Annotated in this window: 9 protein-coding genes and 3 pseudogenes; 5 read left to right on the top strand and 7 right to left on the bottom strand. The window is 70.1% G+C overall.

Features of this window, described 5'->3' with window-relative positions; translation table 11 throughout:
- Window positions 1-71 precede the first annotated feature (71 nt).
- From FRAAL_RS11050 to FRAAL_RS11060, 3 genes are read right to left on the bottom strand one after another with little or no spacing between them, the layout of a single operon-like run.
- Entirely contained in the window at window positions 72-1,253 is a 1,182-nt protein-coding gene (locus tag FRAAL_RS11050; protein WP_011603682.1) for an ABC transporter permease, read from the bottom strand.
- Window positions 1,250-2,785, bottom strand: coding sequence for a sugar ABC transporter ATP-binding protein (locus tag FRAAL_RS11055; RefSeq protein ID WP_162137466.1), 1,536 nt, complete (start codon window positions 2,783-2,785; stop codon window positions 1,250-1,252). Before FRAAL_RS11055 ends, FRAAL_RS11050 begins: the two co-directional genes overlap by 4 nt.
- An 8-nt stretch (window positions 2,786-2,793) precedes the next feature.
- A complete protein-coding gene (locus tag FRAAL_RS11060; RefSeq protein ID WP_157892045.1) occupies window positions 2,794-3,954 on the bottom strand; it encodes a sugar ABC transporter substrate-binding protein in 1,161 nt (386 codons plus the stop codon).
- Between the two features lie 280 nt (window positions 3,955-4,234).
- Between FRAAL_RS11060 and FRAAL_RS30950 the strand changes: the two are divergent.
- Window positions 4,235-4,662, top strand: a pseudogene (locus FRAAL_RS30950) (IS6 family transposase); the annotation flags it as partial.
- Here the strand turns inward: FRAAL_RS30950 and FRAAL_RS31570 are convergent.
- Window positions 4,663-5,514, bottom strand: a pseudogene (locus FRAAL_RS31570) (IS30 family transposase); the annotation flags it as partial.
- A gap of 403 nt (window positions 5,515-5,917) precedes the next feature.
- Between FRAAL_RS31570 and FRAAL_RS31575 the strand changes: the two are divergent.
- Both FRAAL_RS31575 and FRAAL_RS11070 read left to right on the top strand, forming a co-directional pair.
- Window positions 5,918-6,397: pseudogene (locus tag FRAAL_RS31575) on the top strand (IS3 family transposase); the annotation flags it as partial.
- Window positions 6,398-7,345: 948 nt separating this feature from the next.
- On the top strand, window positions 7,346-10,663 hold the full coding sequence (locus FRAAL_RS11070; protein WP_157892046.1) for an AfsR/SARP family transcriptional regulator: 3,318 nt from the start codon (window positions 7,346-7,348) through the stop codon (window positions 10,661-10,663).
- Between the two features lie 36 nt (window positions 10,664-10,699).
- On the opposite strand, the gene FRAAL_RS32910 is transcribed toward FRAAL_RS11070, so the two are convergent.
- Window positions 10,700-10,852: a hypothetical protein gene (locus FRAAL_RS32910; RefSeq protein WP_157734496.1), complete on the bottom strand. Its 153-nt coding sequence runs from the start codon at window positions 10,850-10,852 to the stop codon at window positions 10,700-10,702.
- Window positions 10,853-11,114: 262 nt separating this feature from the next.
- Here FRAAL_RS32910 and FRAAL_RS11080 point away from each other — a divergent pair, with 262 nt between their 5' ends.
- Together FRAAL_RS11080 and FRAAL_RS11085 are read left to right on the top strand one after the other, a co-directional pair.
- A complete protein-coding gene (locus FRAAL_RS11080) occupies window positions 11,115-12,482 on the top strand; it encodes an ATP-grasp domain-containing protein (RefSeq protein ID WP_011603693.1) in 1,368 nt (455 codons plus the stop codon).
- Window positions 12,482-13,171 carry an LmbU family transcriptional regulator gene (locus tag FRAAL_RS11085; RefSeq protein ID WP_197537263.1) on the top strand — a complete coding sequence of 230 codons (690 nt, stop codon included), beginning with the start codon at window positions 12,482-12,484 and terminating at the stop codon, window positions 13,169-13,171. The genes FRAAL_RS11080 and FRAAL_RS11085 overlap by 1 nt, the downstream gene beginning before the upstream one ends.
- A 105-nt stretch (window positions 13,172-13,276) precedes the next feature.
- Here the strand turns inward: FRAAL_RS11085 and FRAAL_RS11090 are convergent, their stop codons facing one another.
- Both FRAAL_RS11090 and ccrA read right to left on the bottom strand, forming a co-directional pair.
- Entirely contained in the window at window positions 13,277-13,924 is a 648-nt protein-coding gene (locus tag FRAAL_RS11090; protein ID WP_011603695.1) for an FMN-binding negative transcriptional regulator, read from the bottom strand.
- A 105-nt stretch (window positions 13,925-14,029) separates the two neighbouring features.
- Window positions 14,030-15,400, bottom strand: a complete 1,371-nt coding sequence (ccrA, locus tag FRAAL_RS11095; RefSeq protein ID WP_011603696.1) for a crotonyl-CoA carboxylase/reductase — start codon at window positions 15,398-15,400, stop codon at window positions 14,030-14,032.
- Between the last annotated feature and the right edge of the window lie 8 nt (window positions 15,401-15,408).

A 15,408-nucleotide genomic window follows, 5' to 3' on the forward strand; every position in this document is an offset into this window, starting at 1 on the left:
CCGTTCCCACTCGTCTGTTCCATTCGCTGACCATCCCCGGCACCCGGCCGGTGGCTGCGCGGTCGGCGAGGTCAGGGTCCGGCCCGGTTCGCGCCCGCGTCCTGCGTCACGTTCGTGGGACGGCGGTCCGACCCGTCGGTGTCGTCGGCTCCGTCGAGGACGGGTGGTGCGTCGAGGACGGGTGGTGCGTCGAGGACGGGTGGTGCGTCGAGGACGGGTGGTGCGTCATGGGGCGCCGTCGTGGCCGCGGCTGCCATCTCGTCCGGCGACGCCGTCCCCCTGCGGCCGGGCCTCCTGCGCCGAAGGGCTCCGGCGTAGACACCGAGCCCGACGCCCACGATCAACGCCGCACCGTCGAAGAGCTCGCTGACCCACGGGGCGGCCCCCCACAGGGTCAGCCCGTTGACGCTGATGGCGAGAAAGAACACCGCGGTGATCGTGCCCCACACGTTGTACCGACCGGGCTGGATCGACGTCGCGCCGAGAAACGCCGCAGCGATGGCCGGCAGCGTGTAGTTCGAGCCGAGCTGTGGGCTGCCGGCGCCAACGGCCGCGACGAGCAGAACGCCGGCGCCGCCCGCGATGCCGCCGGCGAGCACGAGAGAGCCGAACGTCTGCCGGGAGACGCCGATGCCCACCAACAACGCCGCCCGGGGGTTCGATCCGATCGCGTAGAGGTTCTTACCCGTCGGCGTCTTCTCCAGCAGATACCACGCGACGAGGGCGATGCCGAGGAGGAAGTAGAAGAGTGTGGGGACGCTGAGCCATTTCCCCGGGCCGAGCCTGAGGAGCCCGGGGCTCACGCCCGTGGTGATCGAGACTCCGCCGGAGTACGCGAGGACGGCCGCCCCGATCACGCTGGACATCCCCAGCGTGGCGATGATCGAGTTGATGCCCACCGAGGCGACGAGGATCGCGTTGATCGTGCCGATGACGAGGCCGACGACGATGGCGGCGAGGATCGCGGGGAACAGCGGCCAGCCGGACTTCGACATCAGGCCCGCGCACAGAACGGAGGTCAGGCCGGCATTCGGCCCGACCGAGAGATCGATCTGACCGGCGACCAGCGGAATCACGGTCGCGATGGCCAGGATCCCGAGGATTGACTGGTCGGTGAGGATGTTCCTGAGGTTGGCGACGGTGTCGAACTGGGGGGTCGCGGAGTTCACGCTGAAGAAGACGATGACCGCGACGAGCAGGGCCACGAGGCCGTACCGCTCGAAGAACTCGGTAATCCGTAACTGCGCCTTCATCGGGTCGCCCTCTGCTTCTCGAGCACGGATTCCAGCAGGTCATGGCTGGTCATCCCGTGTGGGTGTTCGTCGGCGATGCGGCCGTCGCACAGCACGAGGACCCGGTGGCTGATCCTGGTGAGCTCCTCGAACTCGGAGCTCACCAGGATCACGGCGGTGCCGGCACGGCTCGCCTCGGACACGAGGCCCAGGACGGTCTCGCGGGATCCGACGTCGATGCCCTGTGTGGGTTCGTCGAGCAGGAGCACCGTGGGTGAGGTGCGCAACCACCGGCCGAGCACGACCTTCTGCTGATTGCCGCCGGACAGGGCATTGATGGGCAGGTGAACGCTGCTCGTCCGGACCGCATAGGTGGAGACATCCCGCGCCACGTCCCGCAGCAGCAGGCCGGTGCGCAGCCGCAGTTTGGCGAAATAGCGTCCCGACTGGCCGGCGGTCATGTTCGTCGCGACACTTTCCTGCGGAAAGATGCCCGCCGCGATACGGTCCTCGGGAACGAACGCGACGCCCCGGCGGGTCATCGCAGAGGTCGACGGCGATCGGACGGCAGTGCCGCGCACGACCAGGTCACCGCGCTCGATCCGGCGCGCGCCGTAGATCATCTCCATCAGCTCGGTCCGTCCGCTGCCGAGCAGGCCGGCGATGCCGACGATCTCGCCCGGACGCAGCGTCAGGCTGACATCGCGCAGCGGGCCACCCGCGACATGACGCAGCTCGAGCACGGGCGCCGCCGACGCGTCGGCCGGCCCGGCGGCCGTGACCGTGCGCTCGAGCTTGCCGCCCAGGATCAGCTCAACCAGTCGCGCCTCGGACAGGTCGGCCGCATCGAGGGTGCCGACGTGTCGGCCATCCCGGATGCAGGTGACCCGATCGGCCGCCCGCCGCACCTCGTCCAGGCGGTGGGTGACGAGCACGACGCTGTGCCCGGCCTCGGCGAGCCGGCGCAGGGTGCGCAGGAGCTCGCTCGCCTCCTCGGCCGGCAGCGCGGCCGTGGGCTCGTCGAGGACGAGGATGGCCCGGCCGGACTCGTCGACGTCCTGCAGGGCGCGGGCGATGGCGAGCAGGGCGCGCTGCGGTGTGGACAGCGACGCCGCAGTCACCCGCGGGTCGACGTCCAGATCGAACCGGCGCAGCACCTCGGCCGCCCGTCGCCGCGAGCGTCGCGAGCGGATGGTGCCCAACGGCCCCCGGACGAAGTGACCGCCGAGCCCGAGATTGTCGCCGACGCTGAGCACGGGCACGACGCCCAGGTCCTGGTGGACGAAGCGGAAGCCGGCCCGGGCGGACTCCGCCGGCGTGTGCCGGGTGAGGTCCCACGTCGACCCGTCCGTCGTCAGCTCGCCGGCGTCGGCCTCGAGCACTCCGGCGAGAATCTTGATCAGGGTCGACTTGCCCGAGCCGTTGCCGCCCACCAGGCCATGGATCTCTCCCCACGCGAGCTCGAGCCGCACCCCGTCCAGCGCCTGGGTGCTGCCGAAGCTCTTCGACAGCCCCCGGACGACGATCGCGGTCCGGGCGTCGTCAGCAGGCATCGCCGACATCAGCGCGTGACTCCCCAGGACTTCTCGTACGCCGCCGGGACGTCGAAGCCCGGCGCGAAGTCCTTGCCTGCCGTGGGAAGGTCCTGCGCTCCGTCCACGATCTCGAACCCGAGGCCTTCATCCCGGGCGGGCGTCTTGTTGAAGTAGCTGTTCAGCGTGTCGACGGCCGCGAAGGACCACCATTGCAGCGGCCACGAGTTCACGGCCGTCAGACCCTGGTGCGACCGCAGCGCGTCGTAGTCGGCGGCGACGCCGAATCCGCCGATCATCTGCATCTTGCCGGTGAGCCCGGACTGGGTCACACCCTGCGTGATGCCGAGGGTCGGGTTGGTCGCGCCGTTGGCGGCCACCGCGTCCGGGTTCTGCAGGAAGGCGGCCTTGACCTTCGAGGTCAGGGCCGGCCCGAAGTCCGCGGCGAGCCAGGGGACCTCGACCCGCTTGCACGCCGGGCAGCCTGTCTTGATCTTCTGCGAGAAGCCCTGCTCAAGCAGCTTCAGCGTGGTGTACTCGTTGTTCGAGAAGTCGATGATCTTGCCTCGGCAGTCGGCCTTCGTGATAGCCCACTGCGCGGACGCCGCGCCGTAGGCACGCACCGCCGCGGCGAAGTCCTGGTAGCGGTCACCGAAGCTGATATGGGTCGTGAAGATCGGCTTCTCGGTCTGGGTCGACGGGTCGTCGTTGAGATCCCAGCCCTGGACCGAGATGATGGGAACGCCGGCCGCGGTCGCGTCCTTGGCGGCCTGCGTCACCAGGGGCGCATCAAGCCCGACCCCGATGATGCCGTCGGCCTTCGATGCGACGGCCTGCTTCACCATCACCGGGAAGTTGGCCGGATTGAGCTTGCCGTCGTACAGGGTGGTCGTCCATCCGATGGCCTTCGCGGCCTCCTCGACGCCCCGGGCGCCGACGGCGACCGTGGATGACGACATCCCCACTGCGATGATCGCGATCTTCTTTCCCCGGACCGCGGGGTTCGGCGCCGTCGGCGGCGCTGTGTAGGTCCTGACCGCGTCCGTGGACGGATCCGCCGAGCAGGCCATGGTGGATGCGGCCGCGCCGCCGCCAGACCCGGCCGTTGCCCCGGAGCCGGACGAGGCGCAGCCGGCGACGGCTGCCGATAAGACCGCTACGGACGCCGCAAGGCGTGCGGTTTTTCGCACATTGACCCCCTGAGATCAATTGTGATTCGCGCAACACGCGGTGAGGCAGTTTCTACCAACCGGTTGTTTGACTGTCAACGGCTGAGGGCGATGCGGCCGGGGAGGATCGGCCGGGGACGGCTCGCCAGCGCCGGGAGGCAGGGGAAGGTGGGACGGCCGCGCGGACGGAACCGGACCCGACACCGGAGCGCGGGTGACAGGCACGGCAGATGACCCTGCCGGCACTGTTGCATCGGCGATGTCCGCCTTCGCGTAGCCGCCGATCGGTCGTGATCGGTGGATGCGTCGACGTCGTGTCCATGTCCCGGTTCGGACGTCTGAGTTCGCCGGGTTCCGGTTCCACCCGAGGTGATCGTCCTGGCGGTCTGCTGGCACCTGCGGTTTGCGCTGCCGTACCGGGACGTCGAGGAACTCCGCGCCGAACGGGGCCTCGAGGTCGACCACGTCACGATCTACCGCTGGGTGCAGCGCTTCACACCCCTGCTCGCCGACGCGGCCCGGCCCTGCCGGCACCGTCCCGGCGACAGGTGGTTCGTGGCTGAAACGTAGGTGATGGTCGCCGGCCGTTGGACGTATCTGTACCGGGCCGTCGACCAGTACGGACAGGTCATCGACGTCCTCGCCAGCACCCGCCGCGACCAGGCCGCCGCCCGCCGATCCTTCACCCGGGCGCTGTCTCACGGCCGCCGGCCAGTCGAGGTCACCACCCCAGGTCAGGGTCCGGCGCAGCTGCTCGGGCAGCACGGCGAACGCCTGTGTGATCGCCTCGCGGACGGCGTCGGCGCCGCGGCCCGCCAGCGCCGGACCGTTTTTCACCCGCGGTTCATGGCCGTAGCCGTCCATGCGGGGCAGGTGCAGCAGGAGGGTGAACCGGGTGGTGCGCTCGACCAGCGTGCCGATCGCGGACCGGTTCAACCCGATGATCAGGTCTCCTTCCCAGTGCCCCGCGACCGCCCGGTCTGTGGCCTCGACCGGGCGGGCACCGATCCGCACCTCGGGGGTGACCATGCCATCGGGGCGCCGTCCGGCCCGCGCGCGTGGCGCCCGCAGCGCGCGGCCCGTGCGCAGACACGCGACCAGCTCACGGCGCAACGCCCCCCGCCCCTCGGTGTAAAGGGCCTGGTAGATCGCCTCATGTGAGATCCGCATCGCCGCGTCGTCGGGAAAGTCGACCCGCAGCCGCCGCGAGATCTGCTCCGGGCTCCACGCGCTGACCCAGCGGCGGTCCTGGCGGTGCGGCTTGTTCCTATCGGTGAACGGCGCCGTCCACGGGCCGGGCACCACCGTGCCGTCGCCACGGCGGACCGGCCCGGCGAGCCGCTCCTGCACATAGCCGCGCAGCTGCTCGTTGCCTGCGAGCTTGGCGGTCTTGGGGCGGGTGGCCCGCCGGTCACGATGCCACAGCGCGAGCGTGGCCCGGTAGACCAGCGTCCCGCACCGGGTACCGGCGTTACGTCACAGCTCCCGCGACACCGTCGACGCGGGCCGGCCCAGGCCCCGGGCGATCTGACGGATGCTGTCCCCACGGGCACGACCCAGCGCGATCTCCTCGCGCTCCGCGAATGGGTGATCACGTGTGCGGCGTGAACCGGTGTACCCCAGCCCGCGTCCGGCTCCGTGCCGCAGGACAGTCCGCTGCCAGGCGATCGATCATCTGTGGATGGTGACCTACGCTTACCCACCTGCGTTGCGCACGCGTCCATCCCGTACGTGCCCAGCCCGGTGGACCTGCGGGCTGCTGATGCGAGTCGGAGGAGCGTTAGCGCGAGCGGTGCTGACGGACTCCCGTACCCACCGTCAGCTGGTCCTGGCTGAAGCGGGCGCCGCCCGCGTTGTGATCGGGCCGCTGCGGGCATTCACCGCAGCCCCGGCTGGCATCTGATGTCGGTCGGACGTCAGACATGGCGGGTCAGGAGGAAGCGTTGCCGGCGGTGTAGAGCGCGGGCGTAGTGGCCGAGTCCCCCCGGCGTCACCCCGGGCCCGGCGACACGCCACCCTGGAGACCCAGGTACGGGCGTTGTTCGCCGCGTCCCGCCAGACCTACGGCGCGCGGCGGATCGCCGCCGCCCTGACCACGTCGGGCCGGCCCACCTCGGTTCGCCTCGTCCGGCGGATCATGCGTCGGGCCGGGCTGAAGGGCTGCCAGCCCAAGGCCTACCGGCGCACCACGACCCCCGGTCAGGCGCCCGCCCGCCGACCTCATCCGCCGCGACTTCACCGCCACCCGCCCTGGCGCCAAGCTCGTCGGGGACATCACCTACGTCCGCACGGGCGAAGGATGGCTGTATCTCGCCACCGTCATCGACCTCTACTCCCGCAGGGTCATCGGCTGGTCGATGGCGAACCACATGCGCACCGAACTCATCATCGACGCGTTCACCATGGCCACCTCCCGCACCGCCCTCATATCCGACGCGATCTTTCTTCCGACCGCGGAACGCAAGTAATCCGTCGGTCGTCCGGGTAGGTTCGTGAGATTCTCTGCTCTGCGCGGGTACCAGGACTACGGTTCCCGCGAGGACATGTGCACGGGAGGTGCGGTGATGGGTGATCACGTGTGCGGCGTGAACCGGTGTGCCCAGCCCGCATCCGGCTCCGTGCCGCATGACAGTCCGCTGCCAGGCGATCGATCATCTGTGGGTGGTGACCTACGCTTACCCACCTGCGTTGCGCACGGCCGAGAGCACCATCGACTTGTCCTGGGGCGGGATCCCCGTCCCGGCGATGTCACGATCCTTGATTGAGAGGGCTGGGCGCCCTGCAGGCGGGAGCCGCCGGGCGGTGCCCCCTGCCCTGCCGGCGGAGTGGGCAGGGTGACGCCGTTGCTAGCCAGGCACTCCTGGTAGGCGGATCGGGCCGTATGCGGCAAGGACCAGCGCCAGGGCTGGCAGCGCCATCACCCGGTGCGCCACGTCCCGCGCCAGAAGTCGCGCCCTCGGCGCGGTTCTCCGCAGCATGATCATGCTTGCCGCAGCATGATCATGCTTGCCCGGCACCTGCTCCACGACCAGACCGCCCACCGCGACCCCGCTCCGACCACCACCAGCGCCGGCACGAATGAGGACATCGCACCCGCCAGCTCGGCCGCTGGCTCCCTCAGGTCGACCACCAGATCATGGTGAGAGTTTTACCCTGAGTCATGTTCGACCCCACATGAGTCCGCCGGTCCCCGCGTCCGGTGCCCGGCGGGGTGGTCCGGGAGCGCGTTCCCCGGCCACCCCCGGGGGGGCGGCCGCCGCCCCGCGCGACGCTGGCAAATCTCCGTGCTTGGCTGGTCATGGTGGCGTTGACCACATGAGGCAAGGCATCGCGCGGTGTTGAGTGGGGCCGGTCGCGCCAACATAAACGGTGCCCGCGAGTTCCTGAAGCCAAGGCTGGCGGCGCGTCAACCGTGCGTAGCTGCTCGACAATCTTCTGCCCTGCGGTTCAAGGTCATGTAACGCTTCTCGTTGCCAACGTGTTAGATTCTGTGTCGACAGTGTGGCTCTGCGGCGCGCATGGCGCCGCCCCGGGATACGACGCCGGATCTCCGGCTGGAGCGCTCCTGTGGGGTGAAATGGAGTTCAGGTTTCTAGGTCCTCTGGAGCTGCTTCACAACGGTCAGCAGCTGACTGTGGGCGGTCCCCGGCTACGGATCGTGCTGGCGATGCTGGGCCTGGAAGCCAACCGGGTGACGCCGTTGGAGAGGCTCATCGAGGCGGTGTGGGGTACGGAGCCGCCGGCAACGGCGCGCTCCCAGATTCAGATTTGCATTTCGGGACTGCGTCGCACCTTTGCTGACGCCGGCCGCTCCAATGCCATCGCCACCCGCGCGTCGGGCTATTTGCTTTCGATCGACGCGGAAGAATTGGATGTCACCCGCTTTGGTCGGATGGTCGCCTCGGCACGCGACCTCGCCGGTAAGGGCCAGGTCGCCGAGGCGGTCGAGGAGCTGCACGGCGCTCTCGGCCTCTGGCGGGGCCCGGCGCTGCAGGGCGTGGAGAGCGACTTCGTGCAGCGGGCCGCCACCCAGCTTGACGAGATGCGGCTGACCGCGATCGAGGAGCGGGTGCGGCTGGAGCTCGCGCTCAACCGGCACGACAAGGTCATCAGGGAGCTCTTCGAGCTGGTGGAGCGTGAGCCGCTGCGGGAGCGGCTGTACGGCTCGCTGATGCTCGCGCTCTACCGCGCGGGCCGGCAGGCCGAGGCGCTGAAGTGCTATCGCCGGATGCGTGCCATCTTCGTCAACGAGCTCGGCATCGAGCCAGGCAAGGAGCTGCAGCAACTCGAGACGGCGATCCTGAACCACGATCCGGTCCTCGACCTGCGGGTGCCGGACCGGGAGGCCGACGTGCCTGCGGCGGCGACCGGTACTGGTACGGGTGCCGGCTCGGGTCCGGTGTCCGGTGCGCCCGGGGAGGACACGGCCGCGGACTCCGGCGTCGTACCGCCGCGGCAGCTGCCCAGCGACATCGCCGACTTCACCGGCCGATCCGAGCAGCTGGCCGAGATCGTCCAGTCGCTCGGCGCCGATCAGGACCAGATGGCGGCACGCTACTCGGTGCGCGTGCTGGCCATCACCGGCAAGGGCGGTGTGGGCAAGTCCGCGCTCGCGGTGCGCGCCGCGCACGAGCTCAAGGCGCATTACCCGGACGGGCAGCTCTACGCCAACCTGCGCGGCATGACCGGTGCGGCGGGCTCCGCCGAGGTGCTTTCGCGGTTCCTGCGCGCCCTGGGCGTTCCCGGACCGGCGGTCCCCGAGGATCCGGCCGAGGGCGGCTCGATGTACCGCAGCAGGCTCGCGGCGAAACGGATCCTCGTGGTGCTCGACGACGTGGTCGACGAGCCGCTCGTCCAGGCGCTGCTGCCCGGCAGCCCCAGCTGCGCGTTGATCGTGACGAGCCGCTCTCGGATGACCGGTCTGGCCGGTGCCGTCTGCATCAACCTCGAGGTGTTCGACAACGATCTGTCGATCGACCTCCTCGCGGACATCGCGGGGCAGCAGCGGGTCCGCGCCGAGCTGCCGGCAGCAACGCAGCTTGCCGAGTTCTGCGCCGGCCTGCCCCTGGCGCTGCGGATCGGCGGGGCCCGCCTCGCGCACCGCCCACACTGGCCCATCGCCAAGCTCGTCCGTCGGCTGCAGGACGAGGCCGGACGCCTCGACGAGTTCGAACACGGCGGCCTGGAGCTGCGCTCGACCATCAGCGTCGCCTACCGGGGCGTCGACGTGTCCGCCCAGCGGCTCTTCCGCCTGTTCGCCCTACTGAACGGGGAGGACTTCGCGGCCTGGACGGCCGCCGCGCTGCTCGACATCGACGTCACGGAGTCCGAGGACACCCTGGAGCGGCTGGTCGACGCGCAGCTGCTCGACGTGGTGGTCATGCTTGGCGAGGAGCCACGTTACCGCTACCACGACCTCATCCGGATCTACGCGAAGGAACGGCTGCGCGAGGCCGGTCGGGAGGACGAGTCGCGGGCCGCCCAGGAGAGGGTGCTGGGATGCTGGCTCTCGCTCGTGCGGCGGGCGCACCGCCGTGAGTACGGTGGCGACTTCACCGTCCTGCACGGCGACGCCGCCCTGTGGGAGCTTCCGGATGACGTGATCGACGACCTGGTCGAGGACCCCATCACCTGGTGGGAAAGCGAGCGCCGCCCGCTGGTGGGCGCCGTGCGCCAGGCCGCCGAGCTGGGCATGGACGAGCTGTGCTGGGACCTGGCCCTGACCTCGGTGACGCTTTTCGAGGCGAAGGGCTACTTCGACGACTGGCGGGAGACCGCCGAGCTGGCTCTTGCCGTCTGCGAGGGCGCGGGCAACGTCCGTGGCGCCGCGGCGATGCGCTACTCGCTGGGGAGCCTGGCCGTGTACCAGCAGGATCTGCAGGAGGCCGAGCGTCTGCTGCCCGCGGCCTTCGCGGCGTTCGAGGAGATCGGCGATCTGCATGGCCAGTCGCTGGTGCTTCGCAACATGGCGCAGATCGACTGGTTGCGCGGCGATCACTCCGCCATGTTGGACAAGTACGACACCGCCCTGACCGGTCTGCGCGCCGTGGGTGACCGCGCGGGCGAGGCGCACGTGCTGGTCAACATCGCGAAGGCCCGCACGGAGGAGGACACGGAGCACGAGTCCGCGCGGGACATGCTCACCGCGGCGCTGGCCATCTGCCGGGATATTCACTGCGAGCGCGTGGAAGCGCAGGTGATTTTTCGGCTCGGCGAGCTGTATCTACGCGATCATGAGGCGGGATCGGCGGCGCAGGCATTCGAATGGGCGCTGCGTCTGGTCCGCCGGAACCGTGATCAGTTCGGTGAGTGCCATGCTCTCAACGGACTCGGCCGGGCCCAGTGGAGGCAGGGCAATCTCAGCGCCGCGGAGGCGAGCCTGATCCAGGCGTTGCGTCTCGCGAAACAGGTGGGCGACCGCATGATCGAGGGCCGCAGCCTGCTGGCCCTGGGTGAGATCGCGATGGTGGGAAGCGGCTATGAGGTCGCTCGTATCCACCTCGCCGCGGCGCGGGAGCTTTTCGACCGGCTTGGAGTGGGTCTGCTTCAGGCGAGCGTTCGGATGATCTTCTCCGAACTTCTCGCCGCCGAGGCGGACTATGTGGCGGCCGGTGCCGAGCTGGCGGGGGCCAGGCTGATTCTGCTCAAGCTCGGTTCTCCGGAGGCTGCTCGGATGCTGGCTGAGCTGACCGTGAAGTGGCACCTTATTCCGGGCGCCGCGACCTCCTGATTCAGGCTGCTGTGGTCGCGGCGCGGGGCGCGATCACTACCAGTGCGTGTCGTCGCTCGCCACCGTCGGGTTCGACGAGAAGTCCGGCGCGCTGATTCCGCAGGTGCCCCAGTGCGTGTCGTCGCTTCCCGCGGGAATGCTGGAGTGTGCCTTCAGGGCGAAGGTGGAGGAAATCGCGCTGGTTGTCATCCTGGGTCTCCCGTTCAGGTTTTCCGCCGTACCCCGGCGGTCTGTTGCGGCCCGTGGCGGCCGCTTCGGGAGAAATCACACAGCGCGGCGGTTTCAACGCGCCCTCGTTCGGCTTTCGGTCCCATTCGATAGCTGGCATGATCGACAGATGGCGGCCTGATAGCCGGTCAATACCCCCGCCGAGCATGGTGTGTTCCAGTCATCCGGATTTCGCGGGATGGCCGGCTGCGCAAGCGGTACGAGCTGAAAGGGGAGTAACCGGATGCCCGAACGATTCGTCGGTCCGACGGCGGCCAGGCGGTTGTCCATCCGGGCGGGGGCGAACGGGGGAATCGTGCCCGCCGACGATCGGCCGGCGGCGCTGCTCCTCGGCGCCGACTGGCCCGCGCCACTCGGCGAGGACATCGCGGGACGAGCGCTGCTGGAAGGCCGGGCCCGCGGGGTGTGGACGCACGTCACCGACCGGACGCGGTCGCTCGCCGCGGCGGCCACGCTGCGCGAGCTGGCGGACGTCTGCTCCGCCGTCGACTTCGCCCGCACCGATGAGTGGGTAGCGTGGGCGCGGTCGATGGTGGCCGGCGGCGCCCGCTTCGACATGGTGTTCGACGTCGGTTCGCGCAGCCAGCAGATGGTGGCCGAGGTGGCCGCCGAGATCGGCGCCCCCGGCAACGCGCCGAAGGCCGTGGAGCTGATCGCCGACAAGGACCGCTGCCGGGCCGCGCTGTCCGCCGCGGGCTTCGTCCAGCCGCGCTTTCGGCTCTGCGCCGACCGCGCCGAGGCCGCCGAGTTTCTGCGGGACACCCGCAGCCCCTGTATCGTCAAGCCCCGCCGGTCGGCGGGAGGGAACACGGTATCCCTGGTGCGAAGGCCCGCGGATCTGACCGCCGCGCTGGCCCGACTGCCATCGGACGAGGAGCTCCTGGTCGAGCAGTTCGTGGGAGGGCGCGAGTTCAGCGCCGAGGGCGTCTTCCTCGACGGGGAGCCACGCACGCTGGCCATCGCGGAGAAGGAGCTCGGCCCCGGGCCGCGGATGCGGACTCGGGCCCGTGTCCTGCCGGCGGACCTGCCCGCGGACGACCTCGCCCTGGTCGAGAGCACGGTGGTCGCCGCGCTGCGCAGCCTGTCGCTGTCCTTCGGCGCGTTCCATGTCGACCTGACGCTCACGGACGCCGGTGTCGTGCTCGGCACGGTGAAGGCCCGCCTGGGCGGCGGCTGGACCCACGTCCTGCTCGCCCATGCGATCCCCGACCTGGAGCTGTTCGGGCTGATCTACGGAGACGCGCTGGGCCAATCCCGCGACGCCCAGCCGCTGGTGCCGCAGCGTGCCGCGGCCGTGCGGTTCCTCACCGGTCCGCTCGGACGGTTCGTTCTCGTCGAGGAATGGCGCAGGGTGCTCGACCATCCGGCCGTCCTGCGCGCCGAGCTCTTCGTCGAGCCCGGTGCGCTGGTCGACCCGGAGGACGGAGGGTACGTGGGAATGATCCTCGTCGCCGCCCCCACCCCGGGGGAGGCGGCCGCCCTGGCCGCCGACCTCGCCCGCTCCACGCGGGTCGTCGTCGAACCTATTCAGACAGCCGCTGATGACTCGGTGTACTCCGAGGTTCGCAGAATTGTTGACACGGAGGCGTGATGATGAATCAGATCGAGGGGCGGGAGAACTCCGACGTGCTGACCTCACGCGCGGAACCCGAGGGAGTGCCCAGAGCGCGGCGACCGGGCGGGCAGGGGCCGCGGTTGCCCCAGGTGCTCACCACGAAGGTCGGGCTGCACATCCCCCCGGGGCTGGCCTTCGAGGACTGGGAGCGCGCCGGCCGTCAGCTGTCCGGACTGATCGACTCCTCCAGCTGGTGGCTGGGGGACTGGCTCATCTACGGCAAGGACCAGTACGTCGACCGTTATGAACGGGGCATCCGCGCGGCCGGCCTGCAGTACCAGACGCTCCGCAACTACTCGTGGGTCTGCCGGCGGTTCGATATGCCCCGCCGGCGGTCCGCTCTCAGCTTCCAGCACCATGCCGAGCTGGCGTCCCTGCCCGTCGACGAACAGGACGCCTGGCTGGATCGCGCTGAGCACCTGAAGTGGACGACCAAGCAGTTGCGCAATGCCGTTCGGGCCGGCCGGCAGCGCGTCGCCGGCCCGACCAGCACCGCCATAGCTCCGCGTGCGCTGGTCCTGCCCGACCACCGGCTCCAGCGATGGCACACCGCGGCGATCCAGGTCGGCAGCGAGCTGAGCGCCTGGGTGACGACCACCCTGGACGCCGCCGCCAGCCAGGTGCTGAAGGATCGGAAGGCCGAGCCGGAGCTGCCCCGGGCCTGACCGGCCGACGGCCGGGATGACGGCCTGTCCGCGACCGTGGACGTCGAGGTGGGTCCGCGCCCCGACGGGGTACGGACCCCTTTCGGCACACCATGGTGAGCGGTGTCAGTGCGGCAGTCGGCTGATGAGTTCCGCTGTCTGCGCGTGCCGCGTGGATCCGTGGGCGGCGAAGGACCGCGCCACCCGCTCGCGGATCTCGGGGGTCTGTTCCTGGCTGAGCTTGAACATGCCCTGGGCGCCGGTCACCCGCAGCCGGAAGGCGCCCACACGGGGCACGATCCGGCGGAAGTAGCCGAGGGAGTCGGTCATGTCCCAGCCGTCGCCGAACTCCTGCTCGAAGGCCAGCACCGTCGCCCGCACCACCTCCAGCGTCTCCTCGGTCGTGGTGAGCTTCTCGACCACTCCGTGCACGTGCACCGAGGTGAAGTCCCAGGTCGGAGCCGCGGGCGTGAGGCCGTAGACGGTGGGTGAGACGTAGGCGTGTGGGCCTGTGAACGTCAGCAGGATCATCGAGCCGGTCTCCAGCGCCGCCCAATGGGGATTGGCTCGGTTCAGATGACCCAGCAGCACCATGCCGCCCAGGTCCGGCCCGGCCTGTCCGTCCCAGCAGGGGTCGGTGATGACGGGGAGATGGGTGGCGAACGGCACCGCCCCGGGAGCCCCGTTGCTCACCATCAGCGCCAGCGGGTTCTCCCGCATCAGGTCGACCATCATGGACACGTTCGGTGCTCGGTAGTGGCAGGGCACGAACATCGGGAGTTCACCTTTCGTGGGACGGCGGAGACCGGGTGTTCTTTCCGTGTCGGGGTGTGACGCGCCGGCGGCGGTGCTCGGGGGGTGCCGTTACGGCCGCGGCGGTCAGACGGCGATCGGGGTCGGCCGCGGCGACTGCCGTGGGACGGACGGCTCCAGCAGGGGGGTCAACCGCTCCTCGCCGATCTGGGCGCGCAGGGCGGGATCGGTGACCCCGAGCCCGGTGCGGGGGGCCAGGCACAGCACCCCGACCTTGCCGATGTGCCGGTTGGTCTGGACCAGCCGCGTGGCCTCACCGACCTCGTCGAGCGGATAGACCGTGCTCAGCGCGGGGGCGAGCCTGCCCAGCTGCACCAGCCGGTTGCACTCGACCTGTTCCTGCAGGTTGGCCACGTGACTACCGATGATCCGCTTGAGGTTCATCCACAGGTAGCGGTTGTCGTACTGGTGCTGGAAGCCGGTGCTGGATCCGCAGGTGACGACCACGCCACCCTTGCGCACCACGAACACCGAGATGCCGAAGGTGGCGGAACCGACGTAGTCGAACACTACGTGCGGGTCCTCACCCACCTCGGCGCGGATCCGCCGGCCGAGCCGCCTGCCCGCGTCGATCATCTCGTCCGGGCTCTCGGTGCCGTTTCCCAGACCCAGCTCGTCGCGGTTGATGACCACGTCGCAGCCCAGCCGGCGCAGCACCCGCTCCTTCTCCGCCGAGCTGACCACCCCGATCGGAATGCCGCCGCCGGCCTTCACCAGCTGCACCGCGTACGCACCGAGACCCCCGGTGGCGCCCCAGATCAGCACGATGTCGCCTTGCTTGATCCGGGCTCCGTGGTCGCCGACCAGCATCCGGTAGGCGGTGCCGCCGCACAGTGTCACCGAGGCGGCTTCCTCCCAGGACAGGTGGGTGGGCTTGGCGACCAGCTGACTGACCCGCACCACCGTGTAGTGGGCCAGGCCGCCGAAGTTGGTCTCGAAGCCCCACGCGCGCTGCTCCGCGCCGAGCATCCCGTCGGCGTGCGTCGCGGCCTCCTGGTCATCCACGTAGGCCGGCGAGATGACCACGTGGTCGCCGACCTTCCAGTGCCGCACCCCCGAGCCCACCCGCACGATGACGCCGGCGCCGTCCGAGCCGACCACGTGGTGCGGCCGGTCGTGCCGGGCGGCGAAACCGCCCTGGCGGCCGAAGCGATGCAGGAAACCGAAGGTCGGCAGCGGCTCGAACATCGCCGACCACACCGTGTTGTAGTTGATGGAGCTGGCCATGACCGCGACGAGGGCCTCGTCCGGAGCCAGCTCCGGCATCGGCACCCGGCCGACCCGTAGCGACCGGCGCACGTCCTTGTCGGCCGTGCCGCCGAACATCTGCACGTCGTCCTCGTGCAGATAGGTGGCGAGGTACTCGGCCGGCACCTCCTTGCTCAGTAGTTCGTCGCGCGATGCGCCCGCGAGCACGGCCTCCGCCAGAGCGTCCATCCGGATGT

The organism is Frankia alni ACN14a (assembly GCF_000058485.1).
In the GTDB taxonomy this organism is placed as follows: domain Bacteria; phylum Actinomycetota; class Actinomycetes; order Frankiales; family Frankiaceae; genus Frankia; species Frankia alni.

Bases quoted from the DNA above. Each gene is read 5' to 3' on its own strand.
- FRAAL_RS11050 (WP_011603682.1), bottom strand. From the start codon at position 1,253: ATGAAGGCGCAGTTACGGATTACCGAGTTCTTCGAGCGGTACGGCCTC.
- FRAAL_RS11055 (WP_162137466.1), bottom strand. From the start codon at position 2,785: ATGCCTGCTGACGACGCCCGGACCGCGATCGTCGTCCGGGGGCTGTCG.
- FRAAL_RS32910 (WP_157734496.1), bottom strand. From the start codon at position 10,852: ATGACAACCAGCGCGATTTCCTCCACCTTCGCCCTGAAGGCACACTCC.
- FRAAL_RS11080 (WP_011603693.1), top strand. From the start codon at position 11,115: ATGCCCGAACGATTCGTCGGTCCGACGGCGGCCAGGCGGTTGTCCATC.
- FRAAL_RS11085 (WP_197537263.1), top strand. From the start codon at position 12,482: ATGATGAATCAGATCGAGGGGCGGGAGAACTCCGACGTGCTGACCTCA.
- FRAAL_RS11090 (WP_011603695.1), bottom strand. From the start codon at position 13,924: ATGTTCGTGCCCTGCCACTACCGAGCACCGAACGTGTCCATGATGGTC.
- ccrA (WP_011603696.1), bottom strand. From the start codon at position 15,400: ATGGACGCTCTGGCGGAGGCCGTGCTCGCGGGCGCATCGCGCGACGAA.